The 15,521-nt window shown below is 57.1% G+C and carries 15 protein-coding genes and 1 tRNA gene; 5 read left to right on the forward strand and 11 right to left on the reverse strand.

Annotated elements, in window-relative coordinates:
- Positions 1–26 precede the first annotated feature (26 nt).
- On the reverse strand, positions 27–1,010 hold the full coding sequence (locus tag LZ496_RS12155; RefSeq protein ID WP_249904991.1) for a GAF domain-containing protein: 984 nt from the start codon (positions 1,008–1,010) through the stop codon (positions 27–29).
- A gap of 165 nt (positions 1,011–1,175) precedes the next feature.
- Here LZ496_RS12155 and LZ496_RS12160 point away from each other — a divergent pair, with 165 nt between their 5' ends.
- Entirely contained in the window at positions 1,176–1,949 is a 774-nt protein-coding gene (locus LZ496_RS12160; protein ID WP_249904992.1) for a hypothetical protein, read from the forward strand.
- Between the two features lie 195 nt (positions 1,950–2,144).
- Here LZ496_RS12160 and LZ496_RS12165 read toward each other — a convergent pair whose 3' ends face one another.
- Positions 2,145–2,894 (reverse strand): hypothetical protein, encoded by a 750-nt coding sequence (locus LZ496_RS12165; RefSeq protein ID WP_249904993.1) that lies wholly within the window; start codon positions 2,892–2,894, stop codon positions 2,145–2,147.
- 97 nt (positions 2,895–2,991) lie between these two features.
- On the opposite strand from LZ496_RS12165, the gene LZ496_RS12170 reads away from it, so the two are divergent.
- Positions 2,992–3,765 carry a hypothetical protein gene (locus tag LZ496_RS12170; protein ID WP_249904994.1) on the forward strand — a complete coding sequence of 258 codons (774 nt, stop codon included), beginning with the start codon at positions 2,992–2,994 and terminating at the stop codon, positions 3,763–3,765.
- Positions 3,766–3,937: 172 nt separating this feature from the next.
- Positions 3,938–4,465, forward strand: a complete 528-nt coding sequence (locus LZ496_RS12175; protein ID WP_249904995.1) for a hypothetical protein — start codon at positions 3,938–3,940, stop codon at positions 4,463–4,465.
- Between the two features lie 44 nt (positions 4,466–4,509).
- Here the strand turns inward: LZ496_RS12175 and LZ496_RS12180 are convergent, their stop codons facing one another.
- The 3 genes from LZ496_RS12180 to LZ496_RS12185 form a co-directional block, all read right to left on the reverse strand.
- Positions 4,510–5,283 carry a hypothetical protein gene (locus LZ496_RS12180; RefSeq protein ID WP_249904996.1) on the reverse strand — a complete coding sequence of 258 codons (774 nt, stop codon included), beginning with the start codon at positions 5,281–5,283 and terminating at the stop codon, positions 4,510–4,512.
- A gap of 386 nt (positions 5,284–5,669) precedes the next feature.
- The gene (locus tag LZ496_RS14095) at positions 5,670–5,930 is read right to left on the reverse strand and encodes a helix-turn-helix domain-containing protein (RefSeq protein WP_366516735.1); all 261 of its coding nucleotides are present in this window, start codon (positions 5,928–5,930) and stop codon (positions 5,670–5,672) included.
- A gap of 634 nt (positions 5,931–6,564) precedes the next feature.
- On the reverse strand, positions 6,565–7,191 hold the full coding sequence (locus LZ496_RS12185) for an HNH endonuclease (protein WP_249904997.1): 627 nt from the start codon (positions 7,189–7,191) through the stop codon (positions 6,565–6,567).
- A gap of 68 nt (positions 7,192–7,259) precedes the next feature.
- Between LZ496_RS12185 and LZ496_RS12190 the strand changes: the two genes are divergently transcribed.
- Positions 7,260–9,557: a DGQHR domain-containing protein gene (locus LZ496_RS12190; protein WP_249904998.1), complete on the forward strand. Its 2,298-nt coding sequence runs from the start codon at positions 7,260–7,262 to the stop codon at positions 9,555–9,557.
- Between the two features lie 23 nt (positions 9,558–9,580).
- Here the strand turns inward: LZ496_RS12190 and LZ496_RS12195 are convergent, their stop codons facing one another.
- From LZ496_RS12195 to cpdR, 5 genes are all read right to left on the reverse strand, one after another.
- Positions 9,581–10,765 carry a DNA adenine methylase gene (locus tag LZ496_RS12195; protein WP_249904999.1) on the reverse strand — a complete coding sequence of 395 codons (1,185 nt, stop codon included), beginning with the start codon at positions 10,763–10,765 and terminating at the stop codon, positions 9,581–9,583.
- 98 nt (positions 10,766–10,863) lie between these two features.
- The gene (locus LZ496_RS12200) at positions 10,864–11,679 is read right to left on the reverse strand and encodes a phosphoribosyltransferase-like protein (RefSeq protein ID WP_249905000.1); all 816 of its coding nucleotides are present in this window, start codon (positions 11,677–11,679) and stop codon (positions 10,864–10,866) included.
- The gene (locus LZ496_RS12205) at positions 11,676–12,641 is read right to left on the reverse strand and encodes a ParB/RepB/Spo0J family partition protein (protein ID WP_249905001.1); all 966 of its coding nucleotides are present in this window, start codon (positions 12,639–12,641) and stop codon (positions 11,676–11,678) included. The genes LZ496_RS12200 and LZ496_RS12205 overlap by 4 nt, the downstream gene beginning before the upstream one ends.
- Positions 12,642–12,962: 321 nt before the next feature.
- A tRNA-Val gene (locus tag LZ496_RS12210) sits at positions 12,963–13,037 on the reverse strand.
- An 89-nt stretch (positions 13,038–13,126) separates the two neighbouring features.
- Positions 13,127–13,504, reverse strand: a complete 378-nt coding sequence (gene cpdR / locus LZ496_RS12215; RefSeq protein WP_249905132.1) for a cell cycle two-component system response regulator CpdR — start codon at positions 13,502–13,504, stop codon at positions 13,127–13,129.
- A gap of 104 nt (positions 13,505–13,608) precedes the next feature.
- Between cpdR and LZ496_RS12220 the strand changes: the two genes are divergently transcribed.
- The gene (locus LZ496_RS12220; protein ID WP_249905133.1) at positions 13,609–14,445 is read left to right on the forward strand and encodes an N-formylglutamate amidohydrolase; all 837 of its coding nucleotides are present in this window, start codon (positions 13,609–13,611) and stop codon (positions 14,443–14,445) included.
- 211 nt (positions 14,446–14,656) lie between these two features.
- Here the strand turns inward: LZ496_RS12220 and LZ496_RS12225 are convergent, their stop codons facing one another.
- Positions 14,657–15,445 (reverse strand): SapC family protein, encoded by a 789-nt coding sequence (locus LZ496_RS12225; protein WP_249905002.1) that lies wholly within the window; start codon positions 15,443–15,445, stop codon positions 14,657–14,659.
- Positions 15,446–15,521 lie beyond the last annotated feature (76 nt).

Here is a 15,521-nt window from a genome sequence, read left to right on the forward strand (position 1 = left end):
GACTACCGGTGCTTGCGCCTAGCTGCCTAATTTGCGGGGGCGGCCGGACTGGATTGATAATCGGGCGATCGGCCATTCATTGTAGTGAAGTTCTGCAAGGCCGATTTGGCACGCTCGCGGTCGATCACCAGCGCCGCTGTCTGTGTAATCAGGTTCACCAGCATGAGGTCGCGGGCGGTCGGTTCGCGCGGCTCGCGATGATACATGCCGAAAGTGCCTAAGACCTTGCGTCCGCACGTAAGGATGGGGATCGACCAGCAAGCGCGAAGACCGTACGCAAGCGGTAGGTGCTTGAAATCCGCCCAGAGCGGGTCTGTTTCGATGTCGGAAACGAATACGGCCGCACCGAGATATGCCGCGGTGCCGCACGAACCCCTGCAGTCGCCGATCGCCGCACCGTCTAATATGGCGCTGTATTCGGGAGGCAGACTGGGTGCTGCGCCGACGCGCAGGTGCACTTCGTCTGGGTCCAGCAGCAGGATAGAGCCAAGAACGCCTGTGCACGAGGTCGATTCGACCATGCGAATGAGCTCAGAAAGTGTCGATTCGAGCGGAGCGTCGGCAATCGCCAATTCCAAGACTTTATTGTGCGCCATTCGAAGCGTGTCGTTCCGCGGATCCTCGGTAAAATTGCTTCCGTGGATGAAAATGCTTGGTGCCTGACCCTCTGACGAGGCCAATGGCTGGAAAACAAAGTCAACCAACACCCTTTCTGTCGATCCGTCCGCTCGCTCTACAGTGAACGACATGCCGTGGCCGACGAATGCCTGGCCCGAGCGCGCGACTCCGTCGAGAATCTTGTCGATGCCCTGCTGTTCATAGTCCGGAAGAGCATCGGCGAGGCTTTTGCCAACTTGGGCGCGTTTCCCGACAAGATCGATGAACGCATTATTGGCGGATACGATCTTGTGATCGATGCCTTCGAGCACAGCCATTAACGATGGCGATCGCTGGAACAGCAGTTCCAGCCCTTGCTGCCCGGCGCGACCTGCGGACATTTCGACCAACATAAAGTCGTTAATACAACAATGCCGCTCCCCCGTCACATCCGATTGGTTTTGCGCCGGACACCCTAAAGACTGCAGAGGGTGGAAAGCGGCTGCTCAGCAACATCAGACTGGAGACCGGTCTTTTCTAGTTCCTGCTCGCTGCTACAATCGAGCATGGGGGGACCGATGCTGCGGAAGCTTAGCAAAGGACAGCGACGTAATATCGCCCATTGGGCCATGGAGTTCGTGGTGGTCGTGGCCGGCGTGCTTCTCGCGCTTTGGCTTCAACAAAAGGTCACAGACGCCAACAACCGAAGCGCTGCGCTAGTCTCGGAGGCGGCCATCCGGGACGAGCTAGATAACAATCTCATGATCTTGGTCATGCAGAATGTGGTGGCGGACTGCCGCCGCGAGCGCCTGGAAGTAATCGAAGGTATGCTTGAAGGTCACTCGCCCAGTCGCGTCATACCTGGCCCGTTGTTCATGACTGCACCCGCGGTGCCGAAGCATCCCACTGTTTACGGATTCTTCGCCCTTGACGTAAGCGACACCGCTTGGCGAGCTGCGATTGCGAACGGCTCTGTGAACTCAATGGAGCCGGAGCGGTACAGGTCTATCGCAGACATCTATTCAACTTTCGACCAGGTGCGGCAGGCGCTCGCAACCGATCGTGAAGCGGGCAATACGTTGCAGATCCTCTCCTACCAAGCGACGTTGACGCCGGAACTGCGCGGGCAGCTCACCAAGTCGTACTTCACTGCACGATCAAACCTTGGCCTTCTTACGGAGGGTATTTCCGCAACGGGCGTCGCCGAACAAATGCGCTCTTTGGGCTGGAACGACAGGGAACGTCTGGACGAGCTAATCGGCAAGGCGAAAGGAGACATGAAAGGCTTTGGCTTCACCCTCAAACCATGTGCAAAACCGTTCGTGAATCCATTTCTTCAGCAACAATCGTGACAGCGTAGTTTGCGACATTAATCGTAATATCTGCTTTGGGTTGAAAGCTGCCATAAGGGGACGGTCCGCTTCCGGCCAGGTTGCGACGCTCGATCATTCTCGGATGCTATTGACCGGAATGGGTAGGAAGCGGACGTCGGTTGGCCGGCTTCGAGCCTGATCGACACCTCGGTGCAGAGGAATAAAGCAGGAGTTTCAGGAGGCGCCTTCACGCCAAATGATTCCCGTGCGCCAGATCTCGGCGCAATTTTCTATCGGTGTCGCGTCACCAACTATTGCGTCGGAAGTCCGTGGCTCGATCCCAAGTCGTCCGGCAGCCTGTTCGATGGCTTCGGCCTGAACCCGCAGGCGGCGCAATTGCGAGCGGACTTGTACCCCTACGTCACGGACGGTCGCCCGATCCGCCGGCGATGGTGTCCCGAGGTCCGGATCGAGCAGCGCAAACCGTTCCCAGTCTTGTCGCATTTCGCGATAGCTATCCACAATCGCATTGGATGCGGATGAAATGCCCGCATAAGTGTCCACAGTGCGCGCGCTGTATCGGCTGCGGAAGGAGCGATCGACGTCGGGCGACAGTTCTCCCACAGTATATCCAAGGAAGCGCGGAGGGTTGATCTCGTCGGGGCTCAGTTGCCCCTCGGAAGATGCCTTGCGGATTACCTGGCTGACCCGCTCTTCAAGACACGGGGTGGCGGCCAACCATACCCGCGCATTCTGGCGCGCTCGACCGATCTCAAAACGGATTCGCTCATTTTCCTCGCGGATTGCTCGATCCTCCGCCCGATCGCTGAGCCAACTGGCCAATGCCTGGGCGGTGAACACGCCGGCCACCACGACGACAAATTCGAACAGGAACAGCCGCGTCGTAACCTTGCCACGCCCACTGCCCCACCAAAGACGCACCGCCTGGAACATGGCCCCCTCCACCGCTTCGGTGCCGTGCACGATAGCGATTACTGGCTTGTGGGAAAGTATGGCTTGGCGCGCGAGGCGGGGGCTGGCAGGAGGCCCTCGCTTCGCCTAGCGTGATTTGGGGGGAAGCATGATCCTCAAACGGCTACGGGCGGAAGCGGAGCGCCAGAACTGGTTCGGGGTGGCAGTGGACCTCGTCATCCTCATCCTTGGCGTGTTCCTGGGCATTCAGGTCAACAATTGGAACCAGGCGCGGCTCGACCGCGCTGAAGGCCGTGAATATCGTGATCGGCTCTACTTCGACCTCGAATCCGACCAGCGCGATATTGCTTTCCGCATCCAGTACTACGGCCAGGTCCTGGCGCACGCGCGAGCTGCACTGGCCGCGCTCGACAGGCCGGTCAGCGACGATCCCGGCGCGTTCATCATCCACGCCTATGAAGCCAGCAACCACATCCCCCAGGCGATCCGCCATTTCACCTATGACGAGGTCGTCGCGTCCGGGAAGGCGGAGTTCCTCGGCGACCGAATGCTTCGGGAGCGCATCGCCAACTATTATGTCGGCCAGGCGACCATGCAGCGCCTGTTCGACAATGTTCCGCCCTATCGGGAAACGATCCGGTCCGTGCTTCCGTTCTCTGCCCAGGCGCAAGTGCTTAAAGACTGTCCGGAGGTTCTTCAGACGGACAAATTTGGGAGCGTCACGCCGAGACTTTCCGATCGCTGCACGTCGACCATGGACCCGCGATCCGCCGAACGCATCGCCACCGAGGTGCGGGCAATCCCGAACCTAAAGTGGGCTCTCAATCGTGTTATTGCGGACCTCGACCAGAAGATCTGGAATGCGCGCCAACTATCGAGAGAAGCAGAGCGGCTAAAGGGTCAAATTCGCGAGGCAGGGTGAGGTCAAAGCGCCCGATGTCTGCGATTGATGGAAAGCGGTCGTTGGGCAGATTGCCGAAAGTGCGTATATTGGCACGGTGGCGGAACGAACTCCATCGCTTGGGCAGTTTTTCGAGCAGCACCGAGGTTTGCTCGGCGAGTTTGCGTTTGAACTAATCATTGTTTTCGTCGGCGTGACCGCTGCGTTCGCGCTCGAGAATTTCCGAGAAGCTCGGCAGGAGGCCTCATATTATCGAACGATGATTGGCGGGCTTCGGGCAAGCCTCGCTGACTCGGCTACGCATGGTGCTGAAATAAACAAGCGGATCACGATCCTCCTTCGCGATTTCGACGAGGCAAGAAAGCGTGGCGAGACACCGCCCCCCCCGGTCTATCGCGAGGGTGGCGGCGAGCGCCCACCGACCAGAGCCTGGGACGGCATTGTGGCGACGGGCGCGACACGTTCGCTCGATCCAGTGGTCTTTTTCCGGCTCGCGAGATTTTACAGCCGCGCGGACTCCTTCGGGGAACGTTACCTGCGTTACAACGCGTTCAGCGAGGAGCGGGTGCTCCCACATCTCGGCAATGCAGCTGCGTTTTATGACGGTGGCCAGTTGCGGCCGGAATATGCGGCATATGTGGATCGGCTTCGCGATCTTCAGCGCGAGGGCCAGGCCATGGTTGCCGAGGCCGCAACCCTTCGTGACTCCCTGCCGCGCTAATGTCCGCAATGGGTGGAAAGCGGTCATTAGGTGCCAATAGTGCTTCAGCTATTCGGCAACGCGCCTTCCGCAATGCGCCGCTCGGCATCCGTAAATGGGGCGCCTTCAGACGGCGTGCACTCCATGCCGAGTTCAGCAGCGAGAACCGCGCACATTCGAATGGCATCGTCCGCCAAGCGCAGCCGATATCGATCCCAAACAACGTGATTACGGACACTCTCGACGACACGGCTTTGGAAGCCATGATCACCACACAAAGCTTGGCGATCGAACGTAACGATCGATGGTTCCCGGGCCGAAGGGTCGTAGGCCAATGACCGTCGAGGGTCATCAAGTTGCACTGGAAGAACCATCGCCGAACGGAAAAAGCTAGTTTGGTCTTGAACCCATTTGAGCCTCGAATGGAACTTGGCCACCGCGTCTCGTACACTGGTCGAGCCGACATCCGCGAGACCACCGGCTCCAACAATCTCATCGTAAACCGAAGTTTGAACCGTGACCGAACGATACATGTTCGATGTCTCAACGGCCGCCCATTTTTCTACCGCCGGGCAGGACTTCCCCTTGGTCAGCTCCGTGGCAAAATCCATCTCAAGCTGCATCATAGCTGCGTTTGGTTGCCGGTTTCGCAGCTCGGTCACGTTGACCCGAGCCTCTTCAAACAGTCTCTTTAGCGTGTTTCGCTGCTCGTTCCTGAAATGCACCCATTCCACAGCCTGCTGCGCACCGAGAGCGATTAAAACACCGAGGACGATGACGCCGACTTCGCCGGCAAACTCGCGCCAGCCACGCAAAGGTTGCGGAAAGTGGACCTTCATGATGCGTCCCCCATTCCGGGAAGCTATCACACGCTCTTATGTCCGCAATGGGCGCAAAGCGGACATCTATGCCTGGCAATTCCAAATCAGCAATTCAGTTCAGTTGAACCAACCGAACCCTGCAGATCAAAGCCAGCCGCAAGAGATAAGATGCTGATTTATTGAGAAGAAAATGGTGGGCGTGGCAAGGATTGAACTTGCGACCCCTGCGATGTCAACACGCGTGATAGGTGCAAAAACGGCCGCTTTTCGGACTATTTGACATTTTAAAACGCCAAAAGTGCAGCAAATTCGCCCGATTCGAGCTTCAATTGCACGGGAATTGCACGGGAATCTACACACAGAGGCTTTATGTTGAGTCCGGCTCAACACCTCGCTGCCGATGACTAACGCTTCGCCCCCTTCTGATAGGCTCCAGCGACTAATTCATCGAAGGTCCTCATGGGATCGCATCCGAGCGCGATGACATAGTCGACAAACTCGAAAATATTCAGCCGACGGCGGCCGGCCTCGATATCGGTGACTGCTGAATGGCTCCACCCTAATGCCCGCGCAACCTCAACTTGCGTGAGGCCAGCGGCTTCCCGACGCGATCGCAACTGTATGCCAAGTGGCACAAAGCGTGCGGACGGCTCTGTCCTAGCCACGACGGATCAACCCTGTCGCGTCGTTGCGAAAAGGACAGCTTGCAAAATGTCGGAATTTCCGACAGAGGAGCTTCATGACCAATAAAGCCAGCAAGTCGCCCCGCGCCACTGAATTCGTCCAACTACCTAAAACGACGCTCATTGGGCCTACGCTTCAGTTCACGCACCTTCCGCCAGAACTAGCACTGCTGGAAGCGCCGGCGAACGTGACCTTAGGTCCAATCGCACGGAAGAAGCCGTGCACATAAGAAATGAACTCTTGGGATGCCGAAAACAACCTCTGGAGGCCCGTACGGTCTAGCGAATGGGAAAACGGAACAACCTTAAGAGCGTGGAAATTCAGGCGGATCGAGCGCACCGAATTTGTGCAGCTCTAGAGGCCTCAATTGCCAAATTTCAAAGGCTCCACGGCGACATGGAAAACTTGCTTCGTCGAGTTAACTCTTCGCTCGATGCATATGACGAAAGGATGCGTCGTCCGAACATCCCAACCCCCATTAGCGCAAGGCAGGTCACCCGTTCTCGTGCAGCGCCGGCAGATTCGACGGTCGCGTTGGCGCACGCACGAAGGGCGAGCGGCCGTGCTCAGTCAAAAAGCTAGCTCCGTTTCGACACAGAAGACGCTCGGTGAAGGCTAACTCTGGAGACGGCCCTTGAGATCATCGACGGAAATTCCTCCGGCGCGATGAAGCATCCGGTGACAATTGGAGCAAACGGCAGCGAGATCCTCTAGTTTGGTCTTAGCACCAGGCTGTAGCTGTGAGACTGGAATCTTGTGATGGGCTTCAATGAAATGGTGCCCGATTTCTCCGTAAGTAGTCGCAAAATCGAAAGCACAAATCGAACAAGCGTACGACGTAAGCTGTTGCTTGAAGCGGTCGATGAGAGACCTCGAACGTTCGCGCCGCAGATGCGTCCGGAGGGTGGCGGCCCCTTCTTCCGCCATGTAAGCTTCGGCTGAGTCCGCGATGCCGTCCTCATTGGCGGGATTGAGTGGGTCCATCGCTCTCAGTCCCCAGACGCCGCCACCGATCCCGTGGACGCTGTAAAAGAGGTCTCGCTTCCCCTTCCAGTTGTTAGAGTCCGACGAGCATTCTTGGATACGGGCTCTGACGCTTTGCAGCAGACTGTCGGGGTGAGGACCGGGAAACAGTCTTCTAACTTCTTCCGCTATTTCGGCAGGCCGTGCCTGCCCGCCTAAGCTGTGCAAGGCGGCAACCACCGTCTCAAAACGCGATAACGTCACGGTATTATATTTCATTTTTTCTCCGCCATGCAGTTTGACACAAATGCGGCCTTTTGCATTTATCGCTTTTCGGGGGAGCGAAAATGCTTGGGGACCTTGTAAAAGACTTCGGAGAAAAACGTGCCGAGTACGCACGCCGAAGCAAGACTTATGATGAAGAAACCATAGAAATTCCGCTCCGCTCTACAAGAGAGGCGGACGGGTGGTCAGTGCAGCGGGAGAACAAAAACTCTCTACGCATGCGACGGCCAAAACGCTTCGACGAGGTGCTCGAAAACCGTTTCTGGAATATCCTTTATCGTTTCGGATATTCGGAACTTAACAAGGGTCGGAATTTCCGGGTTGTTGTCGGTAAGGGTGAGGAAGCCACCGAGAAACAGGTCGACGTATTTGCGAAAGACGATGAAACGGTCGTCATTGCTGAGTGCAAGGCCTGCAAGCTGCCGACGAAAAGGTCCCTGCTTAAGGACTTGAACGAGTTCGCCGGCCTGATGAAGCCAATGGCGGATGCGATCCGGAAACATTACGGTGAAGCATACAAACCAAAGATCATCTGGTGCTTCGTTACCGATAATATTCGCTGGTCGAAGGAAGACCTAAAGCGAGCCGCCGACCATAACATCAAGGTGATCCAGGGCTTGGAGCTGATCTACTTCGAAGAATTCTCGAAGAAGCTTGGGCCTGCCGCTCGATACCAATTTCATGCCGAGTACCTTGAGGATCAAAAAGTGCCCGCCCTAGCCGGGCGCAAGGTGCCTGCGGTGAAGACCAAGCTTGGCGGCAAGACTGCCTATTTGTTCTCTGCGCTTGCGAAAGACATCCTCAGGATCGCTTTCGTAAACCACCGTGACCTGCGCGATCCTTCCGGCGCTCCATCATACCAGCGAATTGTGAAGCCGACGCGGCTCAAGGAAATCGGGGCGTTTCTCGATGCAGGGAAGTTTTTTCCTAACACGATCCTCCTGAACTTTCATCGCAAGCCCCTATTCGAACAAAAGGCTAAGGATGAGATCTCCTCGGTTGCCTTCGGCAATCTCATCCTTCCTGACCGGTACAAGAGTTGCTGGGTCATAGATGGCCAACACAGGCTGTACGGGACGACGTACACCACAGAGGAATATGCAACGCCGTTGTTCTTCATTGGGTTTGACTCGGTAACCGCATCGGAAGAGGCGAACATCTTTGTTGAGATCAATTCGAAGCAGGCAACCGTTCCGCCGACGCTGCTTTCGGCACTAGAGGGAGAGGTCAAATGGGACTCTGAGGTCCCGAAGGAGCGCCTAGCTGCAATTGCGTCTCGGGCAGTTGACCTGCTCAACACACGAGGTGGCGGCCCGCTAGAAGGCAAAGTAGTATCGCCCGGAATAACCGCAGGTACAGCTCAGCCGCTAAACGTACGGAGCATTCAGGATCGGATAAATCAGTCCGGACTGATTGGAACGATCAATCCGCGCAGCGGAGATATCGTTCATGGCCCGTGCTGGGACGGCACGTCCGAAGCTACCCTGCAACGTCTGGTAGCATTACTTGAACTGCATTTCGAAGAAGTGCGTCTGGCTAATCCGGAGCGATGGGAAGCTGGAAAGCCGGGACTTCTTTGCACGAACTTTGGCGTCGGAAGTCACATTCGGCTCGTTAGCGAGCTAATCGGTTATGCCTCGAAAAAGCTGGGCTTCGAGCCGCAGGCGGCTGAGATCCATGATCTGTACAACGCCATTAAGCCTCATATCGAACCGGTGCTTACGTTCATTCAGACAGCGACCGATGCTGAGTTTGAAGACAAATTTAAGGTGATCTTCGGAAGCAGCGGCTTCCATCATTACTTCTTTGGCATAGTCGACTTGGTTATCGAGTCAGCGCCCGATTTCGCTCCCGAGGGGTATTGCGACTTTAAACGCCTAACTTCTGGCGAGGTGACGGATTTAGCCGATCGACAAGTTAAGTGGATTCAGAAGGTTGTCCCTGCATTCCTCCTTGATCGGCTGCGTTCGATCTACGGAGAGGAATATTTCGACCAGGGAGTGCCAAAGGAAATCCAGAAGGCATGCCAAGCGAAAAGAATTGACGATGAAGCAGGGGAAAAGCTTCCGGTGGAAGCGTACCTCGACTGGATTCAGCTTCAGAAAATCGCGGTCCAAAAGGATGTCCGAGATGCCGTCAAAGATGCCCTTAGCATCCGACTGGATGACGAATCCGGAGGCAAGCACTTCTACAGCGGATGGTTCGACACGGTGAACAGAATCCGCCGTATCGTCGCCCATCCGAGTGGTCGCTCGTATAAGGACGATGATCTAAAGGTCCTATCGTCGGTCGTGGAGCATCTCGTGAACACCCTTCCCACAAACTATGTCGAGGGTGAGTTCGAGCCTCCTCTTTCTTGATGACTGCGTAGTTGCGTGGGCGCCTATGCTCTGGCCAGATAAATGCACTCAGCGACGGCGGCGGTAGCCTGCCCCTTTGAAGCACCCATTGTGGAATGACTATGCTGGATTTCCGTGACCAACTCAGCCTTCGAATATGTGCCCTTGAGCACCTCCAATGGGCTCAAACCGACATCATGTAGCAGGCCATTTGAAGGATAGCTTAGCACGAGATCGGCACCCGTAGATGCGACCTCTTCGACGAGCGCTTTGAACGCATCGGCCACTTTGCTTCGAAGAGAAAAATCCGTCGTGAAACGGTCCGGACGATAAAGTCCCACGCCCGTCACCACCGGATAGTCATAAAGGACCAGTGTCTCCCAGATGTGATAAAATCGCGAGTACTGATCGTCGGTATAAGGCGGGTCACAATAGACAACGCCGACATCGCCCGACTGACGAATGGTCCGAAGGAGAGAATCGCAATCAGATCGGCTCGCGAGATTGTCGCGCCGCCAGTCTGGCGTTCCGGAGGGCAGTAAAGAACCCAAGCTTGCTAGCCACTGGTCGAAGATAGAACGCCCAAACTGGTGGGTGACCCGCTTAAGGTTCTTGGCGCTCGGCCGCAGATATTGCGCAAAATGGCCCGTGGTATTTGCTAGCCGTAGCGCTGCGTGGCCCAAAGCCAGCAATCCCCAATCGAATTGCGCGGGTGTTACTTCACCACGACCCCGCAGGGCATCGAGAGCGCATCTGATCGAATCAATTTCGGCACATTGCGTCAAAGAGAAATAGGTGTTGGCGTAAATACCGGTAAAACAGCCGTATGCGTCCTTCCGATTGATCTCCTGCGCCGAGATCTTTTGATAGAGGTGGTCGAACTCATCAAACGTGACAGCCGCCGGCAGTTTTACCGCTGCCTTCCACGCTATGCGGTTTTGTTCGCGCAAACAGGCCATGTTCTGCCGGTAAACAGGGGTCGCAAGCTTACGCATCTTCGAAGCGGGCATGGGACCAATCGGATCCGTAAACCTGCAGCGGCCGGCCAGATAGGCGAAATGCTGAACATCGTTGGTCCAGACCTGTCGCTTACCCGCGTGAGCCTCGGCGACTGCGCCCATCCCGGCGAAGGCATCAAGCAGTCGCCCTGGACGACAGTCAGCGATGACCTGCGCCACGCGATCGGCGAGGTCATGCTTTGTCCCCATGTAACTAATTCGACCGGTCATCCGCTTCCCCAGCTTAATTTAAGAATCCGACGCGAGCGGATGTTTAGCAAGAGCTTATTTTCACTTTCTGAGCCGACCGATACGGCCAGCGTCGCCCATTAGGCAGCCCTCAAATAGCGCGGGAAGAGGCCCTTCCAGTGGTCCTCATTCACATGAAGGATCGGGATCGAGTTGTTCGGTGTCTTGTGGCTCAAAACGAGGAGCAGTCCGGAGTCACCGTATCCGCGCGGTCGTCGCGGATCAGCAATTGCCCCATATCGGGCTAAGGTGTCCTTTTCAGCCTGATCAAAGTTTGTGCAGGCTTCATCGAAGACATTTGCGTCTGGCCCGAGGCTATGACTGACGTGGCTGATCAACTGGGTGCGCTCTCGAATGGCGGTCTCAGCTGCGGTCGTCGCGGCCGTGAGGATCAAGTGGCAGACGGCCTCTGACGCCACTAGCTCACTAACGACCGGCCAAAGACGGCACACCTGACGGCCAGTTCCTGAGAAATCGTCGATGAAAACCACAGTGTCACTGGCCGTTAGCTTTTTGTACGGCAGATCTGACAGGTCACAGAACAAGCCATCGTACTTGGCGAGCGCCAAGTCGTTCGCAGATCGGAATGATCGGACCATTGCAGGTCCGCTCTCGCCGGCGCGTCCAAAGCCAACAAAAAACCAGCTTCCTTGCCGCACCGCTGGATCAGCAGACCAACCGGGAATTGTCTCCAATGCTGCCCGATAGCCCCTTTGAATTTCTCGTTCGGAGATGATCAGCACATGATCCAAGGCCTTCGCCGCCGTGGGCCGATCAGCTTCTTCGAAAAGTTCCAGCCACGCCTTTATGGCCCCAACCGTCGGGGGTTCAATGTAAAACCGAAAACGTTCCGCCCACTCCTCTTCGCGCGTGCGGGCTTGCGCCGCGTCGTTCATTTGGGCCGTCGGTCAGCTTCGGCGAGCTTGGAGTTGATCAGCGCATGCAGCTCTTCAAGTTCCACCCATAGGTCCTCTTCGCCGAGGAACGCTTCCGCTTCGACCTCCCTCAATTGATCCATCAGTTTGGCTAACGTGCGCACCAAAACTGATGCCCGGCGGTGAACCTTTGCGGTATCGATCTCCAGATCTTCGATATCGATGCGGTCATCCAGAATGAAGCGATGTAGGCGATCGAGGATCTGGTCCTCGTGTCCTGCGGCTCGCGCGACGCTTATGTGTTGCTTGATTTTCCTGAAGTCCGTGATCGATTTGAAACCGGACAGTTTCTCCTGATATTTCACCAAGAACCGATCGATTATCATGTCGCGGTCGTACCACTGCGCTCGTGAGACGAGCCGGTCGGTCAGGATGGGGTACAGCTCAATAAAGAAGTCGGCTTTGATGCGATCTTCCGGATCCGCGTAAAGCATCATCTCCTGATATTGCTTCGGGTACCACAGTAGTTTCTTGCATCGTGTAACGACGGCTACGTCGAGTCCGGTCAGATCGGCAAGTTGGGCATCCCGACGCTCGTCCAACTCATTCATCAAGACGCCGAGCTTCAGAGCCGTTGGCATAAGCTCCCAGTCCTTCCGGAGCTTATGGATCTGAAACATCGTCACGATGTTTTGAGCCACCGTCGGCTCTTGAACTTGATTGATTGGGACGTCTGCCAACGCAAGCCGCTGCGCACAGATCCACCGCCGCTGGCCGTCCAATATTGTATACTTTTTGGAGCCAGTCGCTTGGAAAACAGTGATCGGCACCAGGATGCCGACGCGCCGGATCGATTCCTCCAACGTTCTCAGCGGAAGCTCGTCAAATAGCACGCGCGGATTGTGAGGATTCGGGATCAACGAATCCGTCGGTACCGTACGAGGTCCAAGCGGTGTGGAGGGCGTGTTCGAAGCGGTTGCCATTCTGTTGTTCTCGGGGCTGACCTCACAGGATCGCGAGCGCAGCCGCAACGACCTTAACGATATCGGTCATCCGCTCAACACTGTTGCCCGTCGAGCCGCCCAAACCGTAGAAGTTGGCCGTTAGCTGCGATGAGATCCTTGTGGTAACAGCACAAGGGCTCCTAGTTTTCTGTAAATAAAACGCAGAAAGCGTTCCCGTTCGATTAACTATTTGAAATTGTTATGTTTTTTGCAATTTCATGCACGGGAACTGCGCCGGAATTCACGGCCCCGAAATGGTCCCGCCGGCAGAAAAAAGCTATATATTTCAATGAGTTAAAATGGTGGGCGTGGCAAGGATTGAACTTGCGACCCCTGCGATGTCAACACAGTGCTCTACCACTGAGCTACACGCCCACTCGGGGTTTCCGCCGGGATGATCCGGCGTGCATCTGGAGGGGGCCTTTAAGGGCCGATTCCCAATCCCGCAAGGGGGTTAAAGCGGCTTAGAGCCGCCCGTGCTGATCTTCGGTCTGGAACAGGCGGTCGACCTCGGCCACCAGGTCCTTCAGGTGGAACGGCTTGGACAGCAATTTCGCTTCCGGCGCCGTCCGACCACCTTGCAGCGCTACCGCCGCAAAGCCGGTGATGAACATGACGCGGATGGCCGGGTCGATCGCGCTGGCCTTCTGGGCAAGCTCGATCCCGTCCATTTCCGGCATGACGATGTCAGTCAGGAGCAGGTCGTACTTGCCGGCCTCAAGCAGCGGCATGGCTTCGGTGCCGCAGCCGACCGCTTCGACTTCATAACCGACGCGTTGCAGCGCGCGCTGCAAATATTCGCGCATCGACGTATCGTCTTCGGCGAGCAAAATCCTGATCATCGTGGTCACTCTATGCGCCTATGCCTTAAGATTTTCCAGCCGTTGCCGCATCTTGAGGCAATTGCTGTCTTCATTTGGCACGATTAGGGTGCTTGCTGTTGCATATGCGCCCCTACCCTCCTGCTACCCTGCATCCCTCGCGTGGGTCACTACCGGTCCTTTTATCGGTGCCCCATGCCGGGCGAGAATATGATGCGGTCATTCTCGCCAATGCCGCGCAAGGTCGACAATCGTTGGAAATGCTCGAGGACCCCTTCGTGGACCGACTGTGCTGGCGAGCAATTGGCGCTGGCATTGGGACCGTCGTCCAGAACGTTCCGCGCGCCGTCATCGATTGCAATCGGGAAGAGGAAGAAGTTGATCCGGCGGTTATCGAGAATGTCTCGCCGGCTCCGGTGGGCCCCCGCGCCCGTTACGGCCTCGGCCTCATTCCTTCCCGGACTCATCGGCACGGCACCTTGTGGCGTCGGAGGATCGATCGGGCCGAGCTTCAGCGGCGGATCGACGAAGTTCACCGTCCCTACCATCACCTGCTTGAAAAGGAGCTGGAAGCGCTAACCGGCCGGTTCGGGGAAGCGGTGCTGATCGATTGCCATTCCATGCCCTCGCGCGCGGGCCAGGCGGAAATGGTCATCGGCGACCGGCACGGGGCCAGCGCGGCCACATGGCTGTGCGAGGAAGCTGCGCGAATCGCGCGAAAGGCGGGATTCAGGACCGCCCTCAACGATCCATACGCCGGAGGAGCGATCGTTGCCCGGCACGGGCGACCGGCTGCTGGGGTTCACGCCATCCAGCTGGAGATCGACCGCGCGACTTACCTCGATCGTGACGGCCGAACGCCAGGAGTTGGGCTCGACCGGATCGCCGGATTTCTCGAGATGCTTGCCATTGGCCTGGGTGAGGCCCTGTTGTCGCGCGGAATCAAGGAAGCGGCTGAATAAAAAGCGGCCGCCCGGAAGGCCGGACGGCCGGAAGTCAGGGAGGAACGCACCTGAAGGTGCATGCCGCACTGCACTTCTGAAGGGGAGACAGAAGAAACGGCGCGGCGTTACCCCGATGTGGGGCGGCACCGCGCCGTTTCAATATCGCATCAGTTAATCCACCGCACGATCGCCACGCGCCGCCTAGTGACGAGCGGCGCGGGATCGCGGGTTAGGCGTCGGCAGTCGCCGGCTGACGAAGGCTGGCGGGACCCGTACCCTGCCGCATCTGCCGACCGAAGATCTCGCGGATGACCGACAAAGAGAACATGTGCGCCATAATCAGTGGCAGGGCGCCATTCTGGTTCAGCTTGCGCAGCTCGTCGCCGCGCAGATTGCGGAACTTTTCCTCGTCGACCATCTGGAAGCCGCGGTAAATGAACGGCTGGTCGCTGCCCTCGGGCTGGATGGCGACTTCGCCCTCCATCAGCAGTTCCGACTGCTTCAGCTCGGCCATGAACGCCTGGGTGCGCTGGCCGGCCTGTTCGAACTGCTCGCAAAACTGCAGGATCGCCTTGGTTGCTTCTGACGGCTCGTCGCCGGTGAACAAAGCTTCGCCTTCGTCAAACTCGCCGACGGCGCCGGAAGTCGGATCGAAGCAAAGCGAAAGCTCGTCGGTATCCTCACGCAAGCGCGCCAGAAGGAACGGGAAGCGGCGAAGATAGGCCGGAACATAGATCGACGGGTCGATCGCAATGCCCTTCTCGTCGAAGAAGGCGTTGGTGCCTTCGTGCAAGCCCATGAGGACGATCGGAACCGGATTCTCGCCCGACGAAAATACGATCGGGAAATGACGCTGGACCATGGAGAATTCGTCAACCGTCACCGGAATGGCGTGGGTCCCGGCAACGCGGTCGAGGCCGGTCTGGCGGCGGACCTTGAAATTGCCGTGCTGGTTGCGGTTGAGCGGCTCAAGACCTTGGTAAAGAAGCGGCAACATGTTCGGCGCTTGGCTCGCCATGATTATACTCCAGAAATGAGGCGGGCTGGCGGGGCTGGGCCCATTTCGCCGGCCTGCTGAGATTAAGCCGGCTGGC

This window comes from Sphingomonas caseinilytica (assembly GCF_023516455.1).
GTDB lineage: Bacteria > Pseudomonadota > Alphaproteobacteria > Sphingomonadales > Sphingomonadaceae > Sphingomicrobium > Sphingomicrobium caseinilyticum.